Origin of the sequence: Mycobacterium shottsii, from assembly GCF_010728525.1 — a bacterium.
GTDB lineage: Bacteria > Actinomycetota > Actinomycetes > Mycobacteriales > Mycobacteriaceae > Mycobacterium > Mycobacterium marinum.
Window position 1 is genome coordinate 3,148,170 of sequence record NZ_AP022572.1, and the last position, 23,717, is coordinate 3,171,886.

Below are 23,717 nucleotides of genomic sequence, written 5' to 3' on the forward strand. Positions count from 1 at the left end.
TTTGATGCGCGTCGTGTCGCTTGATTTCAGACCTGGGAAGCCGGGGCCCGCAGGTTCTGATTGGTCCGGCGCAGCGACGGTGAGGAGTGAGGCTAACCATGGCAGATGATGTCAGGACTTTGCAGGATCGCCGCCGGGAACTGTTGCGCCGGCGGATCGCCGAGAGCGGATTGGCGGCGGAGCAGTCGAGCGACCAGCCAGGTATCTGCCCGGGAGAACGTTATCGTCTGTCGGACGGCCAGCGCCGCATGTGGTTCCTGCAGACGATGGACCCCGATGACGTCACGTTGAACATCTGCGTCGCGTACCGGCTGACTGGCCTGGTGGACGAGGATCGCTTGCATACCGCCGTCAACGATGTGGTTGCGCGCCATGCCATTTTGCGCACCACCTACGGGGTGGACACCGAAGGGGAGCCATACCAGGTATTTTCCGACGACGTTGAGGTCGGGTGGCGACGTGAGGATCTGACCCGGCTGCCCGAGGCCGGACATGAGCAGCAGATCGAGAGTCTGGCGGCCGACGAGTTCGGCCGTCCCTTCGACTTGACCAACGAGTTGCCGCTGCGGATCACCGTGATAGGTACCCGCGCGGACGAATTGGTGTTGCTTCTGGTCGTGCATCACATCTGTTGGGATGACGATTCCTGGGAGGTCTTCTTCGGCGAGCTCAGCGCCGCCTACAACGATCTGCCGATCAACGACCCGGCAGCACAGTTCCTCAGCGTTGAAGTGCTGCAACACTCTGCGGCTCCTAGCGTGGCCGACGTCGGCTACTGGGCGGAGACATTGCGTCCGCTGCCGGAACCGCCGGAGCTTCCCGGTGTGTCCGGTGCGAATCCCTGCAGGCGGGCGCAGCGTCGAGTTCGGCCGCTGCCCGCCGGCCTGTTCAGCAGGGTCGAGGACTTCGCCAGGAAGTGCTCCGCGTCACCGTTCATGGTGTTGCTCGCGGCATACGGCGTGCTGGTGCGCCGCTACACCGGAGCATCGGATTTTCTGGTCTCGGTCCCGGTCACCGAACGCAGTGGTGCCGCCGCGGGTGCCCTCGGATACTTCGGCAACACGTTGCTGCTGCGGATCACGACACGGTCGCAGGACACCTTCACCTCATTCGTCAACGAGGTACGGGAAACCTGTCTGGCCGGCTTCGCCCATCAATCGGTGGGCATCGACCGGGTGGTACGCGAAGCAAACCCGGAGCGAATGGGACGCGACGGGATGGACCTGCTGGTCCGACTCGGTTTCAACATGCGCAAGAGCGCCGGTGGCCTTGCGTTGGACGGCGTCGTGGTGCGCCAACTCGGCCTCGGTGCGGTAGCCGCGCATCTTCCGCTCTCGTTGACGATCGCGCTCGACCCCGATGATCTCTCGGTCGAGTTCGAGTATCAGCAACAGCTGAGCTCTGTGCTGGTCGACCAGATGCTGGCCCATTACCTACAGCTGGTGGACAAAGCGCTGGCCGAGCCCGAGCGGCCGCTGTCCAGCCTGGACATCCTCGGCGCTGGCGAACGCGATAGCGTGCTGGCCCAGTCGCACGGCGAGCTTGTTGAAATGCCTGCCACCACGATGGTCAAGCTGCTGGAAGCGACCGCGTCGGCAGCCGGGACGGCCACAGCGCTGGCATTGGTTTCCGACGAGGCCGAACTGACCTACAGCGAACTACACCGGCGCGCGAATCGTTTGGCGCGCTGGTTTATCGGCCAAGGCTTCGGGCCTGAGGACATCATCGGGCTGCGGATGGCTAACTCGATCGAGTTCATCGTCGCAATGCTGGCGGTGCTCAAGGCCGGTGCGGCCTACTTGCCGATCGATCCCGCCTACCCCGACGAACGCATCGACTACCTCATCACCGACGCTCGTCCGCAGACGGTCATCGGGCGGCCCGAACTCGACGTTGCCGAGCGGGCCGCGGCCGATAACTCGGATCTGCCACTCTCTGATGGCGACCGGCTAAGGCCCTTGCGCCCTGAGCATTTGGCCTATGTGATCTACACATCCGGCTCCACCGGCCGGCCCAAAGGGGTGGCGGTGTCGCATCACGCGATCGCCGAACATGTGCAGGGTTTCGTCGCCGAGTGGACCATGACGGCCGAAGACCGGTGGCTGCAGTTCTCGTCGGTCAGCTTCGATGCTTCGCTGGCGGATATCTTCGTCACGTTATTCCTTGGAGCACAGCTGATCGTGCCCAAGCCGGATGCCTTCGGCGACATCAGCTATGTCGCGGATCTGATCAGCCGCCGCGGCGTCACGGTGTTACACCTGGTGCCTTCCATGCTTAGCACCCTGCTACTGCTGCCCCAGGTCCAGCAGTGGCGGCAGTTGCGCCACGTTCCCGTCGGCGGAGAAGCGCTTCCCGGTGAGGTGGCGGACAGATTCGCCGGCTACTTCGCCGCGGAGTTGCGCAATCACTACGGGCCGACCGAGGCGGTGGTCTGTTCCACACACATGGTGGTCACGGGCTCGCATGGTGCCCGAGCGGTGCCGATTGGTGTGCCAAACCGCAACGTCTACGCATACGTGCTTGACGAGCAACTCCATCCGGTACCGGACCAGGTGATCGGTGAGCTGTATCTGGGCGGCAGTCAGTTGGCGCGTGGATATCTGGGACGGCCAACTCTGACCGCGCAACGCTTCATCGCCGACCCGTTCAATCCCGGCATGCGCCTGTACCGAACGGGCGATCTGGTTCGCCGCAACCATTGCGGTGAGCTGGAATTCGTCGGCCGCGCCGACGAGCAAGTCAAGATCCGCGGCTTCCGCATCGAACTTGGCGAGGTCGAATCCGTGATCAACACGCATCCAGCGGTACGGCACTGCCTCGTCGTCGCGGAAGAAACCGAGGCCGGACCCATGCTTGCCGCGTACCTGGTGCCGGCGGCGGCCCAGGTCGACCTCGAGGAGATCCGGGCACACACCGCAGCGGCAGTGCCGGAGTACATGGTGCCCGGCGCGTTCGCGGTGATCCCAGAGATCCCGATGACGGTGAGCGGCAAACTCGACAGGCGGGCATTGCCCGCGCCAACTCCGATCGCGACCCGACGCTACCGCGAGCCAGAGACGGCCACCGAGCGGTGGATATGCTCGATCTTCGCCCAGCTGTTCGGCAGGCAGCGGGTCGGCGCCGAAGACTCCTTCTTCGGGCTGGGCGGCCATTCGCTGCTGGCGGCTCGACTCGTTGCCCAGATCCGGGCCGAGTTCGGCGTGGACCTGACTGTGCGCACCATCTTCGACGCCCCGACCCCGGCCGGGCTGGCGGCCCGCCTGGTGGAACGGTTCCGCAACGATTTCGAACTCGACCTTGATAACTTGGCCGCCGACGACATGCCGTTGGATCCGAAACGGGCCCGCCCCGGATTCGTCAAATCGGCCAGGCCACAGCGGCTTCCACTGTCCCACTCCCAGCTCGCCGCCTGGTTTCAGTACCGGATCGAGGGCGCCCGCGAAGAGTTCAACATGCCTCTCGCGCTTCGCTTCGAAGGTCCACTGGACCCGGTCGCACTCGCCGCGGCACTCAACGATGTGGTGGCCCGCCATGAGGCGCTGCGCACCAACTTCGATGAGCACGAAGGCGTTCCGTATCAGATCGTGCACCCGAGCCGGACGGTGCAGCTAGCGGTCCGAGCGATCGACCAGGACGAGTTCGACGACGTATCGACTCAGCTACGTCGGCATGTGTTCAGCCCGGAGTCCGGGCCGTTGCTGCAAGCCAACCTGTTGGTGCTGGGGCCGGATACGCACGTGCTGTTGTTGATCGTGCACCACATCGTCAGCGATCACGCGTCGCTCGAGATTGTTCTCGACGACCTGATCGTTGCCTACCGGGCCCGACTGCAACACAACGCGCCGCAGTGGGAAATCCTGCCCATCCAGTTTGCGGACTACGCGGTGTGGCAACGAAACACGTTCGAGTCCAACTGGGGACAGACCGAACTCGACTACTGGCGCGATGCGTTGGCCGGACTGCCGGACGAGATTTCGGTGGCGACTGACCGCGCGCGTCCACGTGTGCTCGGCAAGCGCGGCGAGGTAGTGCAGTTCAGTGTCCCGGCGGCCCGTCGTTCTGCACTTACCCAACTCGCCGAGCGCAACGGCGCGACCGAGTTCATGCTCTATCAGGCCGCTCTGGCCGTCGTCCTGCACAAGCTCGGCGGCGGCACCGACATCGCGCTGGGCAGCCCGGTGGCCGCCCGGGTGGAACCGGCCACCGCGCAGCTGGTCGGTCTGTTCGCCAACGTCGTGGTGCTGCGCACCGACCTATCCGGTGATCCGACGCTGCGCTCCGTACTCGTCGGCAGTCGCGACACGGTGCTCGATGCGTTGGCACACCAGGAGCTTCCCATCGAGCGGTTGGTGGAGGCTCTCAACCCACCACGCGCGCTGTCGCGCAATCCGTTGTTCCAGAACATGCTCAACTTCCGGGGCGAGGACTGGGCGCTGGTCCCGCGCGATCTCACCGGAAGGGGCGAAACCACGGTTGTGCCACTTCCGGTGAACTTCGAAGTCGCCCTGCTCTTTCTGGCCATTGGGATGAGCGTGACACCGAGTGGAGAACTCGACGTGCAGGTCGTCGCCAACGCCGACCTCTACGAACCCGCGACGGTTGCGCTGATCGCCGATGCATTGGACGCCGCACTCGCTGCGTTCGCGACGACACCGGACCTCCCACTGTCGGCGGTGCAGCTGCTGCCCGGCGCTGACTTGGCAAAGCTGCTGGCCCCACCGCTGCCGGCCGGTCCCGCGGCGTCGCAGCCGGTCGCCGCTGGATCCGCGGAAACCGAGCGGCGGCTGACCGCCATGCTGGAGGAGTTGCTCGAGATCACCGGCATCGATCGCGACGAGAACTACTTCGCGTTGGGCGGCGACAGCATCATCGCCATCAAATGGTCGGCTCAAGCGGGTGCGCTGGGGCTGCCGTTTCCCCCGGCCATGGTGTTTGAGCACATGACCATCGCTGAGCTGGCCGCCGCCGTCGACGCGGCCAACGGCGAGCCCGTGGTCGAGGCGGATCCGCCACCGGCGCAGGAATATACGCCGATGAGCGCATCCGGCTTGGCTCCCGATGCATTGGCCAAGCTGAGCGCATCCTGGCTGCAGCAGGGAAGCGCATCGTGACCGCGGCTGCCCCACAGATCGAGGACGTCCTTGCCCTCAGCCCGCTGCAGGAGGGGCTGTTCGCGTTACACCAGCTGGCCGAGGACGGCGTCGACCTCTACAGCATGCAGTTCGTGGTCGATATCGACGGACCGGTTGACCTCGAATTGCTCCGTCGCAGCGCGCAAGCCATGCTGGACCGCCATCCCAATCTGCGCGCCGCCTTCTGGGATCGTGATGTGCCCAAGCCGGTGCAGATTGTGCCCGTCCATGCCACGCTGCCGTGGTCCGAGCGGGTGGCGACACCGGCGGAATTCGACTCCATCGCACGCTCGGAGCGACGCCGTCCGTTTGATCTCAGCCGTGGACCGGCACTGCGGGTGGTGGTGCTCAGCGTTCCTGGCGAGACCAAGCGCCGGGTGATCTTCACCGCTCACCACATCCTGGTGGACGGTTGGTCACTTGCGGTGTTCTTCACCGAACTACTCGCGGTGTACCGGGCGGGGGGAGCGGCCGACGCGCTTCCGGCCGCGCGCCCCTACCGCGACTACATCGTCTGGCTCGCCAAACAGGACAGGGCGGCCGCGCTCGCCGGCTGGATGGACTATCTGCGCGGGGTGTCCGAACCGCTCATGGTGGCCTACGAGGCCACGGCGGGGCAGAGCAAGCCGGGGAAAACGGAACTGTTGTTGCCGGCGGCCGACACTGCGCGCCTGCGACAGTGGGCGGGGCGCCATGGCCTCACGCTGAACACCGCGGTGCTTTTCGCCTGGGCAGTCGTGCTGAGCAGGCTGACCGACCGTCGTGATGTCGTGTTCGGCACCGTCGTCTCCGGCCGTCCTGACCAGCTGCCCGGGGTGGAGACCATGGTCGGGCTGTTCATCAACGCCGTACCGGTCGTCCACTACGTGAGCGGTACGGAAGCTGTGGTATCGCAATGCACTCAGGTGCAGCGCCAGTCATCGGCGATGCGCGACGTCAGTTACCTGAGCTTGTCGGAAATCCAACGCGAACATGGCCGCGGCCCCCTCTTCGACTCCCTGTTCGTGTTCGAGAATGCGCCGATCGACGACGCCATCCGCCCGGCCACCACACCCGACGGCGCCCAGTTCCTTCCCGTGGAGATGGAAAGCCTGACGCACTACCCGCTGACCGTGGTCTCGCACCTGCGCGAGGACGAGTTGCTGGTGCTGATCGAGGCCATAGCCGAGGCGCTGCCGTATCTTCCGGCTGCCGAAATTGGCGAGCGAATGCTGACCGTGCTGCGTCAACTTCCCGATATCGGCGACGGCACTCCCGACGACCTGGACATTCGGACCGCGGCCGAGTTGAAGGCACACGGCCTCCTTGCCGCGAGGTCGGCGCCCACCTTCGATACGACGGTGTGGGAAATGTTCGAGCGTCAGGTGCAAGCCACACCGGATGCCGCCGCCCTGACTGCCGCGGGCGGTGTGCGCCATACCTACGCCGAACTACACGCGCGGGCCTGCCGGCTGGCGGGGGAGCTAGCCGAGCACGGAGTCGGCCCGGAAACAGTTGTGGCGCTGGTGTTGCCGCGCTCGGAGCGATCCATCGTCGCCATTCTGGGGGTGCTGGCCGCCGGTGGGGCCTACCTACCCGTAGACGTCACCCTTCCCAGTGCGCGCGTCGAATCTATTGTGCGTCAGGCTAGCCCAGCGTTAGCCATCACCGAAGCCGACTATTCGCAGCTGGTCGGCACCGCCGTGCCGACCTTGGCGCTCGATGATCCCGCCGCGGTGGACAGTATTTCGCGGCGCAGCGCTGCCGCGCCCACCGTCGACCGTCGACCGGAACAGTCCGCCTATGTCATCTTCACCTCCGGATCAACCGGTGAACCCAAGGGTGTCGTCGGTACCAACGCCGCGGTGTTGAGCTATTTCGCTGACCACGCCGAGCGCGTATACCGGGCAGCCCGCGCCCGCCTGGGCCGGCCGTTGCGCATCGCCCACGCCTGGTCGCTGAGTTTTGACGCCTCGTGGCAGCCCATGGTCGGCCTGCTCGACGGGCATGAGATCCATCTGTTCGACGCCGAAGAGATGCGCGACGCGGATCGCCTGGTGGAAGGCATCGCGATCGGTCAGATCGACATGATCGACACCACCCCGTCAATGTTCTTCCAACTAAGTGCTGCCGGGTTGTTGGATCACAACCTCTCGGTTCTTGCCCTGGGCGGCGAGGCGATCAACACCGGGCTGTGGAATCAGCTTCGTGGGCTATCGCAGATGGCGGTCTACAACTGCTACGGGCCGACCGAGATGACGGTTGAGGCGGTGGTCGCCGCGGTCAAGGACTATCGGAAACCGACGATCGGTACTGCCAACGCGGGGACTTTCGGTTACGTCTTCGATTCGGCGCTGCGGATGGTGCCCGACGGCGTGGTGGGGGAGCTCTACCTGTCGGGGGCGCAGCTGGCCCGGGGCTATGTTGGCAGACCTGGGATGACGGCTGCTCGCTTCGTGGCCGACCCGCTGCGTCCGGGTCAGCGCATGTATCGGACCGGGGACTTGGTGCGCCGGTTGTCCCATGGTGGCTACGCCTATGTGGGCCGCGCCGACGCCCAGGTCAAGATCCGCGGCTATCGCGTCGAGGTCGGCGAGATCGAGGCGGCACTGCGCGGCCAGCCCGGCGTGCATGACGCGGCGGTTTCGGTGCTGCGTCAGCAGGACCGCACCAGCCTGGTCGGTTTCGTTGTTTGGCAAGACAATACGCACGATGACCTGATCAAGCTGCGCGCCGGTCTCACCGAGCGCCTACCGTCCTACATGGTTCCAGCGCGTATCGTGACGCTTCCGCGGCTACCGGTGAATGCCAACGGCAAGCTGGATGGTCACGCATTGGATCGACTGGCCGAAGACGCATTGACGAGTGTCTCCGGGGGCACAGCGGTATCGGCGTCGACTGACACCGAACGCGTGTTGTGCGAACTGTTCGAAGAGCAGCTCAACGCTATTCCGCACATCGATGACGATCTGTTCCTGTTCGGTATGGACAGCATCGTGGCAATCTCGTTGGTCCACAAGGCGAGACGGCAGGGACTCCGAGTGGACCCGCGGATGGTGTTGACCGCTAAGACGATTCGCCAACTCGGTGCCGCAATCGATGCCGCGGTGGACTCGCAGGACGCCCCGGCCGACGCCGACTGCGGTGCGGTGCGGCCGCTGCCGATGGTGTCCTGGCTCTACGAATACGGCAACTACCGCCGATTCACCCACACCGTGTTGCTGCGGCTACCCTCGGGCATCGACCGCTCGTCCATCGAACTGATGCTGCAGCTGCTGCTCGATGGACACGACACCTTGCGGTCAATTTTGACCGAAACCCCAGAGGGGCCGCGGCTGGTCACTCGCGAGCCCGCGGCGGTGCGTGCCGAAGACGTACTGACCCGTATCACGTTGCCCGAAGGCTCCGATGACGAACTGGCCTCGGCCGTCGCGCACGCCGCGCGGGTCGTGACCGACCAGATCGACCCATCCGCCGGTGCGATGGTGCGCGCCATCTGGTTCCGCGGCACCGAACATCGGGCTGACCCTGCGAATATGTTGCTGCTCACCGCTCATCACCTGGCCGTGGATGTGGTGTCCTGGCACATCATGCTGGGCGACCTCGCCGCGGCGTGGCGCTCGCTGCAGGCGGGCACGCCACCGAAGATATTGCCGGAGTTCACCTCCTACCGCCGGTGGTGCGAGCTGATGTGGCACCGGGCTTCGGCGCCGCAAGTACAGGATCAGCGCGACTACTGGGCGGCCCTGGTGCGCGAACCCGATCCGGCGTTGGGCCTGCGCTACCCGGACCCGACTCGCGATACCTGGTCCACGCTGCAACTCACGCGGGCAGCCATTCCGGTCGATGTCACGGAGAGGGTGCTGGGCGCGGTCAGACGCGACCAAGGCGTGCGCGAACTATTGCTGGCCGCAACTGCGATGGCGGTGGCAAGCTGGCGTCGGGTCCGTGCTCAGGACCCGGCGGCGGGGGTCCTGGTCGCGTTGGAGGGCCACGGGCGCGCTGATGCCGTACTCGATACCGACACCACCAACACCGTCGGCTGGTTCACCAACGCATTCCCGGTGCGCCTCGGCGCGGGCGCGGCGGCGGTGGATATCGAGCAGTCCGAGCGGGATCCGGTGGCCGCCCAGGACCTGGTCCATTCCGTCGTCAGCCACCTCGAAGCGATCCCGAACGACGGTTTGGACTATGGCTTGCTTCGGTACGTGGACGGCGTTGCCGAACTGGTGGACGCGGTCGATCCGCAGATCCAGTTCAGCTATCTGGGGCGCCTGGACCTCGGCGGCGTCGCCGATCAACCGTGGTCGCTGCTGACCGGGCCCTACCTCGACGCGCTTCCGATTGATCCGGAGCCGGATCTGCCCCTGCGTTTTGCGTTGAATCTAAGTGTGTTTGTCGGCGTGACCGCCGAGGGCACCCAACTGATCGGCAACTGGCGCTGGAGTGACGCGGTGTTCGAACGCTCCGACATCGACCACCTAACCGGCCTGTGGCAGCGCGGCATTGCCGCGCTCGCGGCCGGGTTGGACTAGGCGCCGAGTCAATAGACTGGTCGGAAAGGACTGGGATGGAGCCGCTCAGCACGGAGTGGATTAGCCGGGACGAGATCAGGGCCGCGATCGCGGCCCAACTGGATTGCCCCGCGGCAGATGTCGCCGACGACGACGATCTCATTCAGCTAGGCCTGAACTCGATCCGAATGATGTCGATGGCCGGACGCTGGCGCAAGCGCGGAGCCGACATCACCTTTGCGCAACTCGCCGCCACCGCGACGGTGCAGTCCTGGCACGAACTGCTCAACGCCGACCAGCTCGGATGTGCGGTAACTGCACCGGCCGACCGCCCCGAGTTGTTGTTGGAACCGGAGGCGCCACAAGCCCCGTTCCCGTTGGCAACGATGCAGCACGCCTACTGGATCGGTCGCTCTGACGAACAAGAGCTCGGCGGCGTTGCCGCCCATCTCTACGTTGAATTCGACGGAACCGGAATCGATCCCGAGCGGCTGGAACGTGCCGTGTCCGACCTGGTTGCGGTGCATCCGATGCTGCGTACCCGATTTCTCGCCGACGGGACGCAGCAGACGATGCCCAGCCCGGGTAGGCCGGTGTTCGCCCTGGTCGACCTTCGGGGGCAGAGTGCGGACGAGGTTGAGTCCGCACTACTGCAGATGCGTGAGCGTAACGGGCACCAGCGCCTGGCAATTGAAGACGGTCAGGTCATCGACTTCACGCTCACGCTGTGGGATGGCGACCGCAGTCGCCTTCATCTGGACGTCGACATGCTGGCCGGTGACGCGATGAGCTATCGGGTGTTGGTGTCGGACCTGGCGCAGCTGTACCGGGGCGCGACGCTGCAGTCTCCCGGCTTCAGCTACCGGCGTTATCGCACCGAATACGAACCGGACAGGGCGGCGCGCGAGCGGGACAGGCAATGGTGGAAGCGGCGGTTGCCGGAGATGGCCGGCGCGCCGCAACTGCCGACCGTGGCCGTGCGAGAACCCGGGGCGCCGCATCGGACCGAGCGCTACGAGCACTGGCTGGCGCCGGAAGCCAAGCAGCAGCTGATGGCCGGGGCGCATGCGCGCGGGGTCACGCCGGCCATGGCGTTGGCCGCGGTCTTCGCCGACACCATCGGCGGTTGGTCGGAGCAAGGTAAGTTCCTGCTGAATGTGCCTTTGTTTCAACGCGAATCGGTGCACCCGGACATCGATCGAGTGGTTGGCGACTTCACCTCGTCGATCATGCTCGAGGTCGACGTCACCGAAGACGTTTCGGTTGCCCAACGAGCTCGAGACATTCAACGCAGGATGTACGAAAGCGGTTCGCACGCTGCCTATTCCGGTCTGGAAGTGCTGCGCGATCTAGGGAGGTACCGCGGCGAACCGGTGCTGGCGCCGGTGGTGTTTACCAGCGCTCTCGATCTCGGTGAGTTGTTTGCCGATGAAGTGATCGAGACCTTCGGAGACCCGGTCTGGATCATTTCGCAGGGGCCCCAAGTCCTGCTGGATGCTCAGGTCACCGAGTTACGTGGCGGGTTGCTGGTCAACTGGGATGCCCGCGAGTCAGCATTCCCGCCGGGACTGATCGACACGATGTTCAACCGGTTTACCGATGCGGTCAAGCGGTTGGCCGACGGCGACGCTGGCTGGGACGCCTCCGCCCCGGTGCAGTTGCCCGCCGCGCAGGCCGCGACCCGTGCAGCGACCAATGCAACCGATGGACCAGCCAGCGAAAAATGCTTGCATCAAGGATTTTTCGAGCACGCCGCGGTCAATCCGGACGCGCCGGCGGTGGTATGGGATGTGGGCGATGACGGGGGTGTCTGGAGCTACCGAGAATTGCGCAGGCAGTCGCTTGCCGTCGCCGCAGCGCTGCACGAGTGCGGGGTGCGACCCGGCGACGCGGTCGCCGTCCAACTGCCCAAGGGGCGTGCTCAGATCCCGGCTGTGCTCGGAGTTCTTGCCGCCGGGGGTACATATGTTCCGATCGGCTTCGACCAGCCGGAGGCGCGGCGCGCCAAGATTCTTCAGACCGCCGACGTTGTCGCGGCGCTGACCGTCGAGGGCGCGAGGATGGGCGACGCAATCCCGTGCGTATCCATCGATACGGCACGCGATCATCCGAAGCCATTGCCGGAGCCGGTGTTTCCCGATATCGGCGAGATCGCCTACGTGATTTTCACTTCCGGCTCCACGGGCCTGCCCAAGGGAGTCGACGTACCGCACAGCGCGGCGATGAACACGATTGACGCTGTCAACGAGTGGTTCGGCGTTGGCAGCGCCGATCGCGTGTTGGCGCTGTCCGCGCTCGAGTTCGATGCGTCGGTGTATGACATCTTCGGCATGTTCGCGGTCGGCGGCTCCCTGGTCGCAGTTGACGCAGAGCAAAAGTCGGCGCCGACCACCTGGGTGGAATTGCTGGTGCACCGGCGCGTGTCAATCCTCAACTGTGTGCCGAGCATGCTCGACATGATCTTGGATCTCGGTGGTGATCGGCTGGGCAACTCCTTGCGGGCCGTCACGCTCGGTGGCGACTGGGTGGGCGCTGACTTGGCCCGCAGGCTAGCCAGGCAGGTTCCGGGATGCCGGTTCTCCGGTCTGGGCGGTGCGACAGAGACCGCCATCCACAACACCATCTGTGAGGTGGTGGGCGAACCACCAGCGCACTGGGCGACCGTGCCGTTCGGGCGTCCGCTGCGCAACGTACGTTGTCGCATTGTGTCGCCGTCGGGCCGCGATTGCCTGGACTGGGTAGCCGGCGAATTGTGGGTCGGCGGCGCGAATGTCGCTGCGCGATACCGCAATGATCCGCAGCGCACCGCGGAGCGTTTCGTGGAGCACCAGGGGATCCGCTGGTACAAGACCGGTGACATGGCCAGGTATTGGCCCGATGGCACCATCGAGTTCCTGGGGCGTGCCGACCATCAGGTGCAGATTCGTGGATACCGGGTCGAGCTCGGCGAGGTGGAGAACGCGCTACGTGCCGTTTCCGGAGTGCGTCACGCCGTTGCGGCCGTAGTCGGTGCGAGCGCACCCAAGTTGGTTGCCGCCGTCGCGGCGGATCCCAATACGGTCGACGATATCACCGCCGTATTGGCGGATCTGTTGCCGAGCTACATGGTGCCCACCCGCACGGTATTTTTCGAAAGATTCCCGCTGACCGCGAACGGCAAGCTGGACCGCCGAGCGGTGACCGCATTGCTGGAACCCGAAGCCTGCACAACCGAAGACCGGGCTCCACGCAACGACGTGGAGGCCGCGCTTGCCGAGATCGTGGCCGAGGTGCTCGATCAGGCCTCGATTGGCGTGCGCGACGATTTCTTTGCTCAAGGCGGTGATTCGGTGCTTGCCACCGCCGTGATCGCGCGGATCCGCGACTGGCTGGACATCGATCACGTCGTGGTCGCGGACCTATTCGCGGCCAGAACGGTGGGTGCCCTAGCGCAGCGCCTACAAGACCGGGAGGCGGCACGCGCTACGCCGGAACGGCTATCGGTGATTGCCCGCCACTATCTTGACGTCGCGGCTTTGACCGATGAAGAGGTGCTCGCCGAAGGCTAGTACTTCATCGACACAGGCCGCGTGTCGATGAAACCTTTTGCGATTCACCATGAAGACGCCTCAACATGGACCGGCGATGGTCGGCATTAACGATTTCGGCGGTCATACCGATATCCTGGCGACCCGACCTCTCGTCCGGGTGGGCGACTCTCATAGCCGGCATGGCCTGACCCCGTGAACTGGTCCGCGGCGAACGAGAGTCATTCATCGGTGGGTACAGGCGGCAGCATAGCGGGCAGGCGGTAGGTAGCCCAGCGATGAATGCCGCCGATGATGGTTGTACTCGTGCTTCCAGTCGCCGATGACGACACGGGCCTGGGCCAGTGACCAGAAGCTATTGATGTTGAGGCACTCGTCGCGGATGCGGGAGTTGAACGACTCGACATAGCCGTTGCGCCATGGCTCGCCGGGCGGGATGAAGTGGAGTCCGACCTGGCCCTCGGCCCAGTCTGCCATTGCGCTGCAAGCCATTCGGGTCCGTTGTCACACCGCAGCACCGCGGGTAAGGCCCCGCGCCCGGCGGCTATGCGGCCCAACTCCTCGGTGAGGTGATCACCGGTGATGCTGCGCTCGACCATACCGCCGAGGCATTGGCGGGTGTGCTCGTCGATGATCGACACGATCTTGATCGGCCGCCCATCGGTGGTCACGTCGAACTGGAAGTCCACCGCCCACACCCGATCGGGTGCATCGGCGACTACCTCTGGCGGGGCGGTGGAGGTGCCGTGCCGTTTGCACTTGCGACGCTGCGGGACCCGCAGTCCTTCCTCACGCCAAAGCCGTTGCACCTTCTTATGGTTCACTTCCCAGCCTTCGCCGCGGGCATCGTGGTAGGCCGGTCGGAACCCGCGACGAGGATGCTTGTTGGCGTAGTCGCGTAGCCACTCCCTCAGAGCGGCGTCCGGATCGGCCGGCGTGCCCGCAACCGGTTCGTGGCGTTGGGTGGCGCGGTGCTGTCCGGTGACGCGGCAGGCAAACCGCTCGCTGACCCCCAGCACGCGCTGGAGATGACGAACGGCCGCCCGCCGGCGCTCCGGGCCTAAAAGTTTCCCGGGCGATCTCCCACAGCGCGTCCTTCTCCAACTCGGCATCGGCCAACAACCTTTTGAGTGCGGCGTTCTCGCGTTCGAGGTCCTTGAGCCGTTTAGCGTCCTCGGCCTTCAGGCCGCCGAACTGGTTGCGCCACCGGTGGTAGGTAGCCTCAGAGACCCCCAGCTCGCGGCAGACCGCCGCGGTGTCCTTGCACTCGGCCAACAGCCCGTCCGCGGTCATCAGCTTGCGCACAATCTGCTCCGGACTGTGCCGTTTCCTCGTCGCCATGATCTTGTCGAGCCTTCCTGCCCACAACGTGGGCCACAAGACTCTCACAAGCCGTGGATCAACCGATCGGGGTCAGGCCAAGCACACAGGTGTGCCACACCCTAGCCCTGGTATTCGCGGTTAGCTTGGAAGCGGCGGACCCGGGGAAATACAGACGAGACCACAGTCGCGACATGCGCAGAACAGATGAGTCAAGGGGGAGAGCATGACCCTGAAATCGATCACCATGGGTATGGCAGCGGCGGGCGCGATCGGAGCCGCGGTCACGGGGGTGACCGTCGTCACCTCTGCCGCCGGGGCCTCCTACCAGGTGCAGCCAGTCGTCTTCGGTGCGCCACTGCCGCAGGACCCGGCACCGGCGCCGGCCACCGACGTCCCGACGGCCGCCGAGCTGACCGGCTTGCTCAACAGCCTCGTTGACCCCAACGTTTCGTTCACCAGCAAGAGCGGTCTGGTCGAGGGCGGCATTGGCGGGACCGAGGCGCGCCTTGCCGACCACGAGTTGAAGAAGGCGGCGAAGAACGGGGACCTGCCGTTGTCGTTCACCGTGGCCAACATTGCACCGGCTGCCGCCGGCGCCGCGACCGCCGACGTGTCCGTCAGTGGACCCAAGTTCACCGCGCCGATCACCCAGAATGTGACGTTCGTCAACCAAGGCAGCTGGGTGCTGTCCCGCAGCTCGGCGATGCAGCTGCTGCAGGCCGCGGGCCACTGATCTGCCGCACGGGCGGATAGCGCAGGCGCAGCACCGGCTATCCGCCCGGCCCGCTCAGACCGCTGATATCGAGTGTGGCGATCCGCTGCGGATCGGCCAGCACGTCGATCGCTGCGATGCGTCCGTTGCGCACCAGAAATCCCATCACCGCCGATGCCTGCTCGGAGATCGAGATGACGGCGCCGGCGGCCCCGTTGACCAGGGCGTTGAGCACCGTGCGCTCCGGGCCCGCGTAGCTGCGGGCCAGCTTGGCCACGGTGGCTGCGCCCTGGGCTCGAAATCGCGGGGTGTTGGGTCCGAAGTCGCCGCGCAACACCACGTCCGGATGTAGCACCGAAACCAGGCGCTCGAAGTTGCCGCTGCGCCCGGCCGCAAAGAACGCGTCGACGACTTCACGCTGTGCGCAGAGGTCGCGGTCGGGAAACGGTTCCGCGCGCTCGATCCGGCGCGGTGCCCGGCTGGCCAGTTTGCGCGTCGCCTCGGGTGTGCGCTCGAGGATGGGTGCGATCTGGTCAAACGGGACCGCGAAGACGTCATGAAGCACGAAAGCCAACCGCTCGGCCGGGGCCAGCGTGTCCAGCACGACAAAAAGCGCCAGGCCCACCGCATCGGCCAGCATCGCGTGGTGTTCGGGGTCGAACGCTGCGACGCCATCCACGATCGGATCCGGCAGCTGACCGACCAGCTCTTCTCGGCCCCGGCCGCGACGATCCCGCACTAGGTTCAGGCATAGTCGCGCCACCACGGTGGTCAGCCATACATCGAGATCGACTAGGTCCTGTCTGCTAATTGCGGACGCGGTGGTAGGTGATGATGGCGGCCAGGGTGACACCGCCGAGGTAGGTCAGGGCGTATTTGTCGTAGCGGGTGGCGACCGCGCGCCAGTGTTTGAGCCGGTTGAAGCTTCGCTCGACGGTGTTGCGGTGCTTGTAGATTCGGCCTGAGAACCCCGGAGGCCGTCCTCTGTTGCGGCCTTTGGCTTTGCGGCGGGTGATCTGGTCGCTGCGCTCGGGGATGGTATGGGCGATCTTGAGCCGGCGCAGCTGTGCCCGCGTCGAGTCATGGGAGTACGCCTTGTCCGCCAGCAGGTGAAACGGGGCGTATGAGTTGCTGCGCCGGGCGGCCAGCAATGGCCAAAGCATCGGATTATCACCGGCTTGACCGGCCGACAGTGCCAGGGTGACCGGACTGCACAGCTGGTCGGTCAAGGCGTGGATCTTGGTAGTCAGCCCGCCGCGGGAATGCCCAATGGCGTGGTCATCGGGCTCATCGAGATATTTCTTGTAATTCGACAGATCCCCCTGTGCGGCGCCCGGGGCGCTCCCGGCTGCGTGTTGGTGGGCGTGCACACTGGTCGAATCGACCGACAACAGTGCGCCCAGGTCGGCGTCCTCGGCGTCGAGGTCAGAGGCGATCGCCGCGAAGATCCGCGCGTAGATGCCATCGACCGACCAGCGTAGATGCCTCTCGGCCACCGATTGCCAGGGACCGAAGTGCTCGGGCAGGTCACGCCACGGAGATCCCGTACGGTAACGCCAGATAATGCCCTCCAGAGTACGTCGATGATCGTTCCACGGCCGGCCACGCCGCCGCCCCGCAGGCAACACCGCCACGATCAGCGACCACAAATCATCAGAAATCGCATGCGTCCGCATCACCCAAACAGCATCAGCCAAAACACCATTCACATTAAGCAGACACGCCCTAGCTCCTGGGCGCGGTCGGTGGTGGCGTTGAGCCGCAGCCAGGCCTCTTGAACGACGTCCTCGGCGTCGGCAAGTGAGCCCAGCATCCGGTAGGCCAGCGCACCCAGCCGCGGCCTGGCCGCTTGGAAGCGGGCGAGCAATGCCGGATCGGTCATGGTGGCCAGGCCCCCTCGGGCAGCGCGCAGACCCGGTCGGACGAGAAGCCCGAGGACCCGATGCCGAGGGCGATGTTGAACCGGGCGCGCAGGTTGCCCAGCGTGATGATGTGGGTAAGCCCGACCAGCGCAGCCGCGTCGAAGTGGGCGCGCAGAGCCGCGAACAGCTCGTCGCTCACGGCGACGGGCGTGCGACTTATCGCGGCGGCGTAGTCCAGGATCAACCGGTCGACCTCGGAGAAGCACGAAGCATCGCGGTAGTTGGCCAACGCCAGGAGCTCCTGGTCGCTGATTCCCAACTCCCGGGCAATCTGTGAACCCAGGTCGATGCAATATTGGCAGCCGACCGTGGTCGCGGCTTTCAATTCGGCCAAGGCCCGGTGCCGCGCAGTGAGCACATCCAGTTTCGATTCGGCTTGTTCCAGCCTGCCGTAGGCGTTGAGCAATCTGGGGATGTGGGCATACATCCGCAGCGGTTCGAGCATGTCGGCCGTCGCGAGCCCGGCCATTCTTGCCAGCTTGCGCTTGGTGAAGAAGAACGCGATCTTGGCGGCTATGCCGGCGTCGTGGTCGCTGACCCCCACAAGGCGGGACATGGCGGCTCCTAACGGGTCGGTGGTCGTTATTGGGTATGACCCCCGGGGGGCACGAAAATGTGACTAAACCGACCTGAGCCCCGCTGCCGGCGTGGCTACCTCAGACCGCCCGGCGGTATGTCCATGTCGAACATCCGCGCGTGGAGCACGGTGCGGTTACGCAGCGCCGCGCGTACCGCTCGGTGTAAGCCGTCCTCGAGGTAGATGACGCCCCGCCACCGCACCGCATGAGGGAATAAGTCGCCATAGAACGTCGAGTCCTCGGACAGCAAGCGATCCAACGCGAGCACGGTGGTGGATGTGACCAATTCGTCGAGCCGTATCTGCTGTGGCGGAATCTGGGACCAATCCCGATACGACAGTCCATGTTCGGGATATGGCTTGCCTTCCCGCACGCCCTTGAAAATCATGGGCGGATCGTCCCTGACGCGTTGTTTATGCCGGACAGGATCATGCGCAATAGGCTAGTCGCAACAAGTCCGATGGAATTGAAGTCTCCATGGACTGGTTGCGAAACTCCGATCTGGCCTGCGCCGCACCGGAGGTTCGCAACGACGCACAGATCTGCACTGCACGGCGCGGTAGGCCGTCGGCCGCCCGGCGATTGTGCGGGTCGGCGGTCAGCCACTGGTGAGACCGTAAAATGAACGCGGCCGGCCAGCTGCAAGGAGGTGAGAAGTCGATGGGAACTGCTGACGAGCGCCGCTTCGAGGTGCTGCGGGCCATCGTCGCCGACTTCGTTGCCAACCACGAGCCGATCGGTTCGAAATCGCTGGTCGAGCGGCACAACCTCGGTGTCTCGAGCGCCACCATACGCAACGACATGGCAGTGCTGGAGGCGGAGGGCTACATCGCCCAGCCACACACCAGCTCGGGCCGGGTGCCCACCGAGAAGGGCTACCGCGAGTTCGTAGACCGCCTCGACGATGTCAAGCCCCTGTCGATGGTCGAACGGCGGGCCATCCAGGGCTTTCTGGAATCCGGGGTCGACCTCGATGATGTGCTGCGCCGTGCGGTACGGCTGCTGGCGCAGCTGACCCGCCAGGTTGCCGTCGTGCAGTACCCGACCCTGTCGACCTCAAAGGTTCGCCATCTGGAAGTGATCGCGCTGACCCCGGCCCGGCTGCTGATGGTGGTCATCACCGACTCCGGGCGGGTGGATCAGCGCATCGTCGAGCTCGGCGACGTCATCGATGACCACCAACTATCGCAACTGCGCGAGCTGCTGGGGCAGGCGTTGGAGGGCAAGAAACTGGCGGCGGCATCGGTTGCGGTCGCCGACCTCGCCGGGCAACTCAGCGGCGCCGGCGGCTTGGGCGACGCGGTGGGCCGATCGGCGACGGTCTTGCTGGAGTCGCTGGTGGAACACACCGAGGAGCGGTTGCTGATGGGCGGCACCGCGAACCTGACCCGCAACGCCGCGGACTTCGGGGGGTCGCTGCGCTCCATCCTCGAGGCCCTCGAAGAGCAGGTTGTGGTGCTGCGGCTACTGGCGGCACAGCAGGAAGCCGGCAAGGTGATGGTGCGAATCGGCCATGAAACCGAGGCCGAGCAGATCGTCGGCACCTCTATGGTGTCCACCGCCTATGGCAGCAATCACACGGTCTACGGCGGGATGGGTGTGCTGGGGCCCACCCGCATGGACTATCCGGGAACTATCGCCAGTGTTGCCGCGGTTGCCCTGTATATCGGCGAAGTGCTGGGTGCTCGATGACCGCGCACTCGCTACAGAATTTGTGGACAGCCGCGTAGCAGCGGCATAAGACCTCGCATAGGAAAGAGTCAACCGTGGCACGCGACTACTACGGCCTGCTTGGCGTGAGCAAGGGCGCTAGTGATGCAGAAATCAAACGCGCCTATCGCAAGTTGGCGCGCGAACTGCATCCCGATGTCAATCCCGATGAGGCGGCGCAGGCCAAGTTCAAGGAGATCAGCGTCGCCTACGAGGTGCTCAGCGATCCGGAGAAACGCCGGATCGTCGATCTGGGCGGTGACCCGCTGGAAGGTGCCGGCGCGGCGGCCAACGGCTTTTCCGGCTTCGGCGGGCTGGGCGATGTTTTCGAGGCGTTCTTCGGTGGTGGCTCGGCATCGCGAGGTCCGATTGGTCGGGTTCGTCCGGGCTCGGATTCGCTGCTGCGGATGCGGCTGCATCTCGAGGAGTGCGCGACCGGTGTCACCAAGCAGGTGACCGTCGATACCGCGGTGCTCTGTGATCGCTGCCAGGGCAAGGGCACCAACGGCGACTCCGCGCCGATTCCGTGTGACACCTGCGGTGGCCGCGGGGAAGTGCAGACCGTCCAGCGCTCGTTGCTCGGCCAAATGCTGACGTCGCGGCCGTGTCCGACTTGTCGCGGCGTCGGGGTGGTCATTCCCGACCCGTGCCACCAGTGCATGGGTGACGGCCGGGTGCGGGCCCGCCGCGAGATCAGCGTCAAGATTCCTGCCGGTGTCGGCGACGGCATGCGCGTCCGGCTCGCCGCCCAGGGTGAGGTTGGGCCCGGGGGAGGCCCGTCGGGCGACCTGTACGTCGAGGTTCATGAGCAGGCCCACGACATCTTCGTGCGCGAAGGTGACGATTTGCACTGCACGGTTTCGGTGCCGATGGTCGATGCGGCGCTTGGGGTCACCGTGACGTTGGACGCGATCCTGGACGGGCCCAGCGAGATTGTGATCCCGCCCGGCACCCAACCGGCCGCGGTGATCACGCTGCGCGGCCACGGAATGCCGCACCTGCGGTCCAGTGCGCGCGGCGATTTGCATGTGCACGTCGACGTAATGGTTCCGGTCAGGCTGGACCACCGCGACACCGAACTGTTGCGTGAGCTGAAGAACCGCCGTGGCCGTGACGTCGCCGAGGTTCGCTCGTCGCATGCCGCCGGCGGCGGCTTGTTCAGCAAGCTTCGCGAAACCTTCTCCGGGCGCTGACGCGGATTCAGGTCGCCGGGGCCCGCAGATGGTGGCAACGCTGTTCTATGTCGACACAGTGCCGGAGGCGGGAGAGCTGGCCGCACTGGACGGCGACGAAGGCTTTCACGCGGCCACGGTGCGCCGTATCCGTCCCGGTGAGCAGCTCGTCCTCGGGGACGGCGCCGGCGAACTGGCCCGCTGCGTGGTCGAGCACGCAGCGCGGGACGGGTTGACGGCACGGGTGCTGCAGCGCTGGAGCGTGGCTCCGGTGCGTCCGGCGGTCACCGTGGTGCAGGCATTGCCCAAATCCGAACGTTCGGAATTGGCGGTCGAATTGGCGACCGAGGCCGGTGCGGACGCATTCCTGGCCTGGCAAGCCGCACGTTGCGTGGCCAACTGGGAAGGAGCCCGGGCCGACAAGGGGCTGCGCCGCTGGCGCTCGGCCGCGCGCTCCGCGGGCCGGCAGTCCCGCCGCGCGCACATCCCACCTGTCGAGGGGGTGCTATCCACGGCGGCGCTGATACGGCGAATCACCGCTGAGGCGCAAGCGGGTGCGATGGTATTGGCATTGCATGAATCGGCAACCGATCGGCTCGTCGATACTGCTGTGGCACAAGCCAAATCGTTGGTTCTCGTGGTCGGTCCCGAAGGCGGAATTGCGCCCGAGGAGATGGACGCATTAGCAGGCGCCGGAGCGGTTTCGGTTCGGCTGGGCCCGACGGTGCTGCGGACGTCGACCGCAGCGGCGGTGGCGCTGGGGGCGCTCGGCGTGCTCACCGAGCGCTGGGATAGTGCTGCGAGCCTGTGATCCTCTGGCGGCCAATACTGCGCTAGTGCAGTAGCATTCGTGTTCGCAGCGTGTCGACGCCCTTGCCGCTGAGCTGATCGAGTGCCCATGGGCGACCGGCCAGTGCCGAGGCCAGCTGGGCGGCGCCGCCTGTCACCGCCCAATCGCCTTCGCCGCTGGTCCAATCGACATCGTGAGCGCGCAGACTCAGTCCGCGTGCCCGTTGCGCCGCCGGTACGAACGGGTTCGGAACCCGCACTTGGGTATTCAGCACGGCTACCAGGGCGTCGATGCCGACGGTGGGGGTTCGGTCCAACGCAAACGCGATGTCAAGTTCGTGAATCACGTGATCGCCCAGCAAGAGTCGCCGAGGGAATACCCGTCCGATCCCGCGTGGGTGGACCGCGAGCTCGGCGAATTCGGCGATCAACTCATTCGGATTGTGTCGCCGTGCCAAGTCGATAGCGAGCGCGGCGTTGGCGCGGTCGAATGAACCGCGCTGGCTGAACAGGCCGGCCGCCAACATGCGCAATGAGGCCCGATATCCGATCACCAGGTGGGCAAGTACGTCGTGGTTGCTCCATTCGCCGCATAGGCTTGGGGTGCCCCACTCGGCCGCCGACAGGCCGGAGGCGAATTCGACGAACCGAATATCGTTGTTGTGCAGAATGTTACGTGTCTTCGACATGGAGATGCTCCCGCAAGAAGGCGGTCTGGTCGGCAAGCAAGCTGTCGATAAGGGGCCGATGATAAATCTCGAAATGGTCACCGTCGTAGTGGCGCGCGATGCCGCGCGGCGCCCGCCCGGCCACGACCTCGGCATGACGCGGATCCATCAGTGTCTCCCGGCGGGAAACGCACACCAGTAGCGGCGCGCTGATCTGGCGGGCCGCCCGTTTGGTGCTGGTGACGCCGATGCCGAGGAGATTTGACGCGGCGATGCGGTTATCGAAGGACCCTCCCGGGTCGACGGTGGAGCGCCAGCCCTGCAGGGCGCCGGCCGCCGTCACCGCCGCCAGACTGCCCGGCGGTCCGACTATGGGGATGTATCGCCGCCGCAGGCCGGCGGCACAGCGCAGGGCATCTTCGACAATTGCCGGCCCGGCCCGCAGCGTCGCCGCCAGCCCTAGCCGGCGCAGCGTTGCCGGGCCGTCCACGATGGGGCATTGCACGACGACCGCGCAAAGGTCCCGGCGGCGGGCCGCGATCAGCAGCACATGCATCGCGCCGAGGCTGGTGCCCCACAGCGCTACGCGACTCGCGTCGACGTCGGGCAGCGAGCGGGCGAACTCAAGCGCCGCGGCGATGTCTTGGCGGTGCCGACGCAGGCTGAGTCGTTGTCGCGGCGTGCCATCGGATGCGCCGAGATTCCGGTAGTCAAACGCGAGAGTGGCGATGCCGGCGGCGGCGAAGTGCCGCTCATATCGGGCCAGGGCCATGGTGTGGTTGGCGCCCAACCCGTGGGCGAGCACCACCAGCTGATACGGGCCCGGCCCCGCGGGGCGGGTGAACCAAGCCGCGCAGCGGGTGCCTCTCGATTCAAAGGCGGTGCCCAACGTTGAAACCATGGCGTGACCTCCATACGTACGTTGTACGTGTTTACCTTACGTACGATGTACCTGTCAACGGTTTGGGAGGGCGACGTGCGAGCACGCTTCACGGTTTCCGACATCGCCAGTGCGGCACTGGCCATCGTCGACCAAGACGGGCTCAGCGGGCTGAGCATGCGCTCGCTGGCCGCGGCTCTGGGCACTGGTCCGATGACGCTGTACAACTACGTCAGGGATCGGCGCGAACTCGAAGCGCTGGTGGCAGACGCGGTAGTCGCAGACGTCAAAGTCCCCGCACCCACCGATGATTGGCGCGCCGACGTACACGCGATCGCAACAGCGATTTGGGAGACGATGCGCCAGCATCCCAACGCCATCCCGCTGGTGCTGACCCGCCGTACCGTATCGGCGTCCAGCTATGTGGTCGCGGACCGGTTGATCGCCGCGCTCCGGCGCAGCGGGGTGGGCGATGCAGATCTGTTGGCGAGTTTTCGGGGGGTGCTCGGATTCGTCATGGGCAGTGCGCAGGCGGAGTTGGCCGGCCCGCTGGCCGGAACCGGACGGGAAAAGGAGCAGGTGGCCGTCGCGGCGCGGATCGGCGGTCTGGCCGGTACCGAGCATCCGCACATCGCCGCGTTGGCGCAAGCCAGCCAACGGTCCACGCCGGCGGCTGACTTCGAACGGGCACTGGACATCCTGCTGGCGGGCATCGAATCATTCGAACGCCGTCGCGACCGGCGCTAGACTGTGAATTCAGCACACCCGCCCACCCTCCACTTCGATAGGCCAGAAAGCAGGCATCGGAAGC

The 23,717-nt window shown here is 65.7% G+C and carries 13 protein-coding genes and 3 pseudogenes; 8 read left to right on the top strand and 8 right to left on the bottom strand.

Annotated elements, in window-relative coordinates; genetic code table 11:
- Positions 1–98: 98 nt before the first annotated feature.
- Genes G6N41_RS14615 through G6N41_RS14625 form a run of 3 tightly spaced genes read left to right on the top strand, consistent with a single transcriptional unit; the run spans position 99 to position 13,173 of the window.
- Positions 99–5,111 carry a non-ribosomal peptide synthetase gene (locus tag G6N41_RS14615; RefSeq protein WP_198913191.1) on the top strand — a complete coding sequence of 1,671 codons (5,013 nt, stop codon included), beginning with the start codon at positions 99–101 and terminating at the stop codon, positions 5,109–5,111.
- Positions 5,108–9,646, top strand: coding sequence for a non-ribosomal peptide synthetase (locus tag G6N41_RS14620; RefSeq protein ID WP_198913192.1), 4,539 nt, complete (start codon positions 5,108–5,110; stop codon positions 9,644–9,646). Before G6N41_RS14615 ends, G6N41_RS14620 begins: the two co-directional genes overlap by 4 nt.
- A 35-nt stretch (positions 9,647–9,681) precedes the next feature.
- Positions 9,682–13,173 carry a non-ribosomal peptide synthetase gene (locus G6N41_RS14625; RefSeq protein WP_198913193.1) on the top strand — a complete coding sequence of 1,164 codons (3,492 nt, stop codon included), beginning with the start codon at positions 9,682–9,684 and terminating at the stop codon, positions 13,171–13,173.
- A gap of 204 nt (positions 13,174–13,377) precedes the next feature.
- Here G6N41_RS14625 and G6N41_RS14630 read toward each other — a convergent pair.
- Positions 13,378–14,493 (bottom strand): annotated as a pseudogene (locus G6N41_RS14630) (IS3-like element ISMyma1 family transposase).
- 205 nt (positions 14,494–14,698) lie between these two features.
- On the opposite strand from G6N41_RS14630, the gene G6N41_RS14635 reads away from it, so the two are divergent.
- Entirely contained in the window at positions 14,699–15,208 is a 510-nt protein-coding gene (locus G6N41_RS14635; protein ID WP_198913194.1) for a hypothetical protein, read from the top strand.
- A 37-nt stretch (positions 15,209–15,245) separates the two neighbouring features.
- Here G6N41_RS14635 and G6N41_RS14640 read toward each other — a convergent pair.
- The 5 genes and pseudogenes from G6N41_RS14640 to G6N41_RS14660 form a co-directional block, all read right to left on the bottom strand.
- A pseudogene (locus G6N41_RS14640) lies at positions 15,246–15,989 on the bottom strand (RNA polymerase subunit sigma-70); the annotation flags it as partial.
- A 4-nt stretch (positions 15,990–15,993) separates the two neighbouring features.
- Positions 15,994–16,866 (bottom strand): IS5 family transposase, encoded by an 873-nt coding sequence (locus G6N41_RS14645; RefSeq protein ID WP_407663822.1) that lies wholly within the window; start codon positions 16,864–16,866, stop codon positions 15,994–15,996.
- Positions 16,867–16,913: 47 nt separating this feature from the next.
- Positions 16,914–17,069, bottom strand: a pseudogene (locus G6N41_RS14650) (sigma factor); the annotation flags it as partial.
- On the bottom strand, positions 17,066–17,665 hold the full coding sequence (locus G6N41_RS14655) for a carboxymuconolactone decarboxylase family protein (protein ID WP_198913195.1): 600 nt from the start codon (positions 17,663–17,665) through the stop codon (positions 17,066–17,068). The gene G6N41_RS14655 and the pseudogene G6N41_RS14650, both read right to left, overlap by 4 nt.
- Positions 17,666–17,760: 95 nt before the next feature.
- Positions 17,761–18,075 carry a type II toxin-antitoxin system VapB family antitoxin gene (locus G6N41_RS14660; protein WP_198913196.1) on the bottom strand — a complete coding sequence of 105 codons (315 nt, stop codon included), beginning with the start codon at positions 18,073–18,075 and terminating at the stop codon, positions 17,761–17,763.
- A 272-nt stretch (positions 18,076–18,347) separates the two neighbouring features.
- On the opposite strand from G6N41_RS14660, the gene hrcA reads away from it, so the two are divergent.
- From hrcA to G6N41_RS14675, 3 genes are all read left to right on the top strand, one after another.
- On the top strand, positions 18,348–19,379 hold the full coding sequence (hrcA, locus tag G6N41_RS14665; protein WP_198913197.1) for a heat-inducible transcriptional repressor HrcA: 1,032 nt from the start codon (positions 18,348–18,350) through the stop codon (positions 19,377–19,379).
- Between the two features lie 74 nt (positions 19,380–19,453).
- Positions 19,454–20,590: a molecular chaperone DnaJ gene (gene dnaJ, locus G6N41_RS14670; RefSeq protein WP_198913198.1), complete on the top strand. Its 1,137-nt coding sequence runs from the start codon at positions 19,454–19,456 to the stop codon at positions 20,588–20,590.
- Between the two features lie 28 nt (positions 20,591–20,618).
- The gene (locus G6N41_RS14675; protein WP_198913199.1) at positions 20,619–21,380 is read left to right on the top strand and encodes a 16S rRNA (uracil(1498)-N(3))-methyltransferase; all 762 of its coding nucleotides are present in this window, start codon (positions 20,619–20,621) and stop codon (positions 21,378–21,380) included.
- A 22-nt stretch (positions 21,381–21,402) separates the two neighbouring features.
- Here G6N41_RS14675 and G6N41_RS14680 read toward each other — a convergent pair whose 3' ends face one another.
- A complete protein-coding gene (locus G6N41_RS14680; protein WP_198913200.1) occupies positions 21,403–22,047 on the bottom strand; it encodes a maleylpyruvate isomerase family mycothiol-dependent enzyme in 645 nt (214 codons plus the stop codon).
- A complete protein-coding gene (locus G6N41_RS14685) occupies positions 22,031–22,927 on the bottom strand; it encodes an alpha/beta hydrolase (RefSeq protein WP_198913201.1) in 897 nt (298 codons plus the stop codon). Before G6N41_RS14685 ends, G6N41_RS14680 begins: the two co-directional genes overlap by 17 nt.
- Positions 22,928–23,002: 75 nt before the next feature.
- On the opposite strand from G6N41_RS14685, the gene G6N41_RS14690 reads away from it, so the two are divergent.
- Entirely contained in the window at positions 23,003–23,653 is a 651-nt protein-coding gene (locus G6N41_RS14690; RefSeq protein WP_198967873.1) for a TetR/AcrR family transcriptional regulator C-terminal domain-containing protein, read from the top strand.
- Positions 23,654–23,717 lie beyond the last annotated feature (64 nt).

Excerpts from the sequence above, each read along its gene's own strand:
- G6N41_RS14615 (WP_198913191.1), top strand. The coding sequence starts at position 99 with ATGGCAGATGATGTCAGGACTTTGCAGGATCGCCGCCGGGAACTGTTG.
- G6N41_RS14625 (WP_198913193.1), top strand. The coding sequence starts at position 9,682 with ATGGAGCCGCTCAGCACGGAGTGGATTAGCCGGGACGAGATCAGGGCC.
- G6N41_RS14635 (WP_198913194.1), top strand. The coding sequence starts at position 14,699 with ATGACCCTGAAATCGATCACCATGGGTATGGCAGCGGCGGGCGCGATC.
- G6N41_RS14655 (WP_198913195.1), bottom strand. The coding sequence starts at position 17,665 with ATGTCCCGCCTTGTGGGGGTCAGCGACCACGACGCCGGCATAGCCGCC.
- G6N41_RS14660 (WP_198913196.1), bottom strand. The coding sequence starts at position 18,075 with ATGATTTTCAAGGGCGTGCGGGAAGGCAAGCCATATCCCGAACATGGA.
- hrcA (WP_198913197.1), top strand. The coding sequence starts at position 18,348 with ATGGGAACTGCTGACGAGCGCCGCTTCGAGGTGCTGCGGGCCATCGTC.
- G6N41_RS14675 (WP_198913199.1), top strand. The coding sequence starts at position 20,619 with ATGGTGGCAACGCTGTTCTATGTCGACACAGTGCCGGAGGCGGGAGAG.
- G6N41_RS14680 (WP_198913200.1), bottom strand. The coding sequence starts at position 22,047 with ATGTCGAAGACACGTAACATTCTGCACAACAACGATATTCGGTTCGTC.
- G6N41_RS14685 (WP_198913201.1), bottom strand. The coding sequence starts at position 22,927 with ATGGTTTCAACGTTGGGCACCGCCTTTGAATCGAGAGGCACCCGCTGC.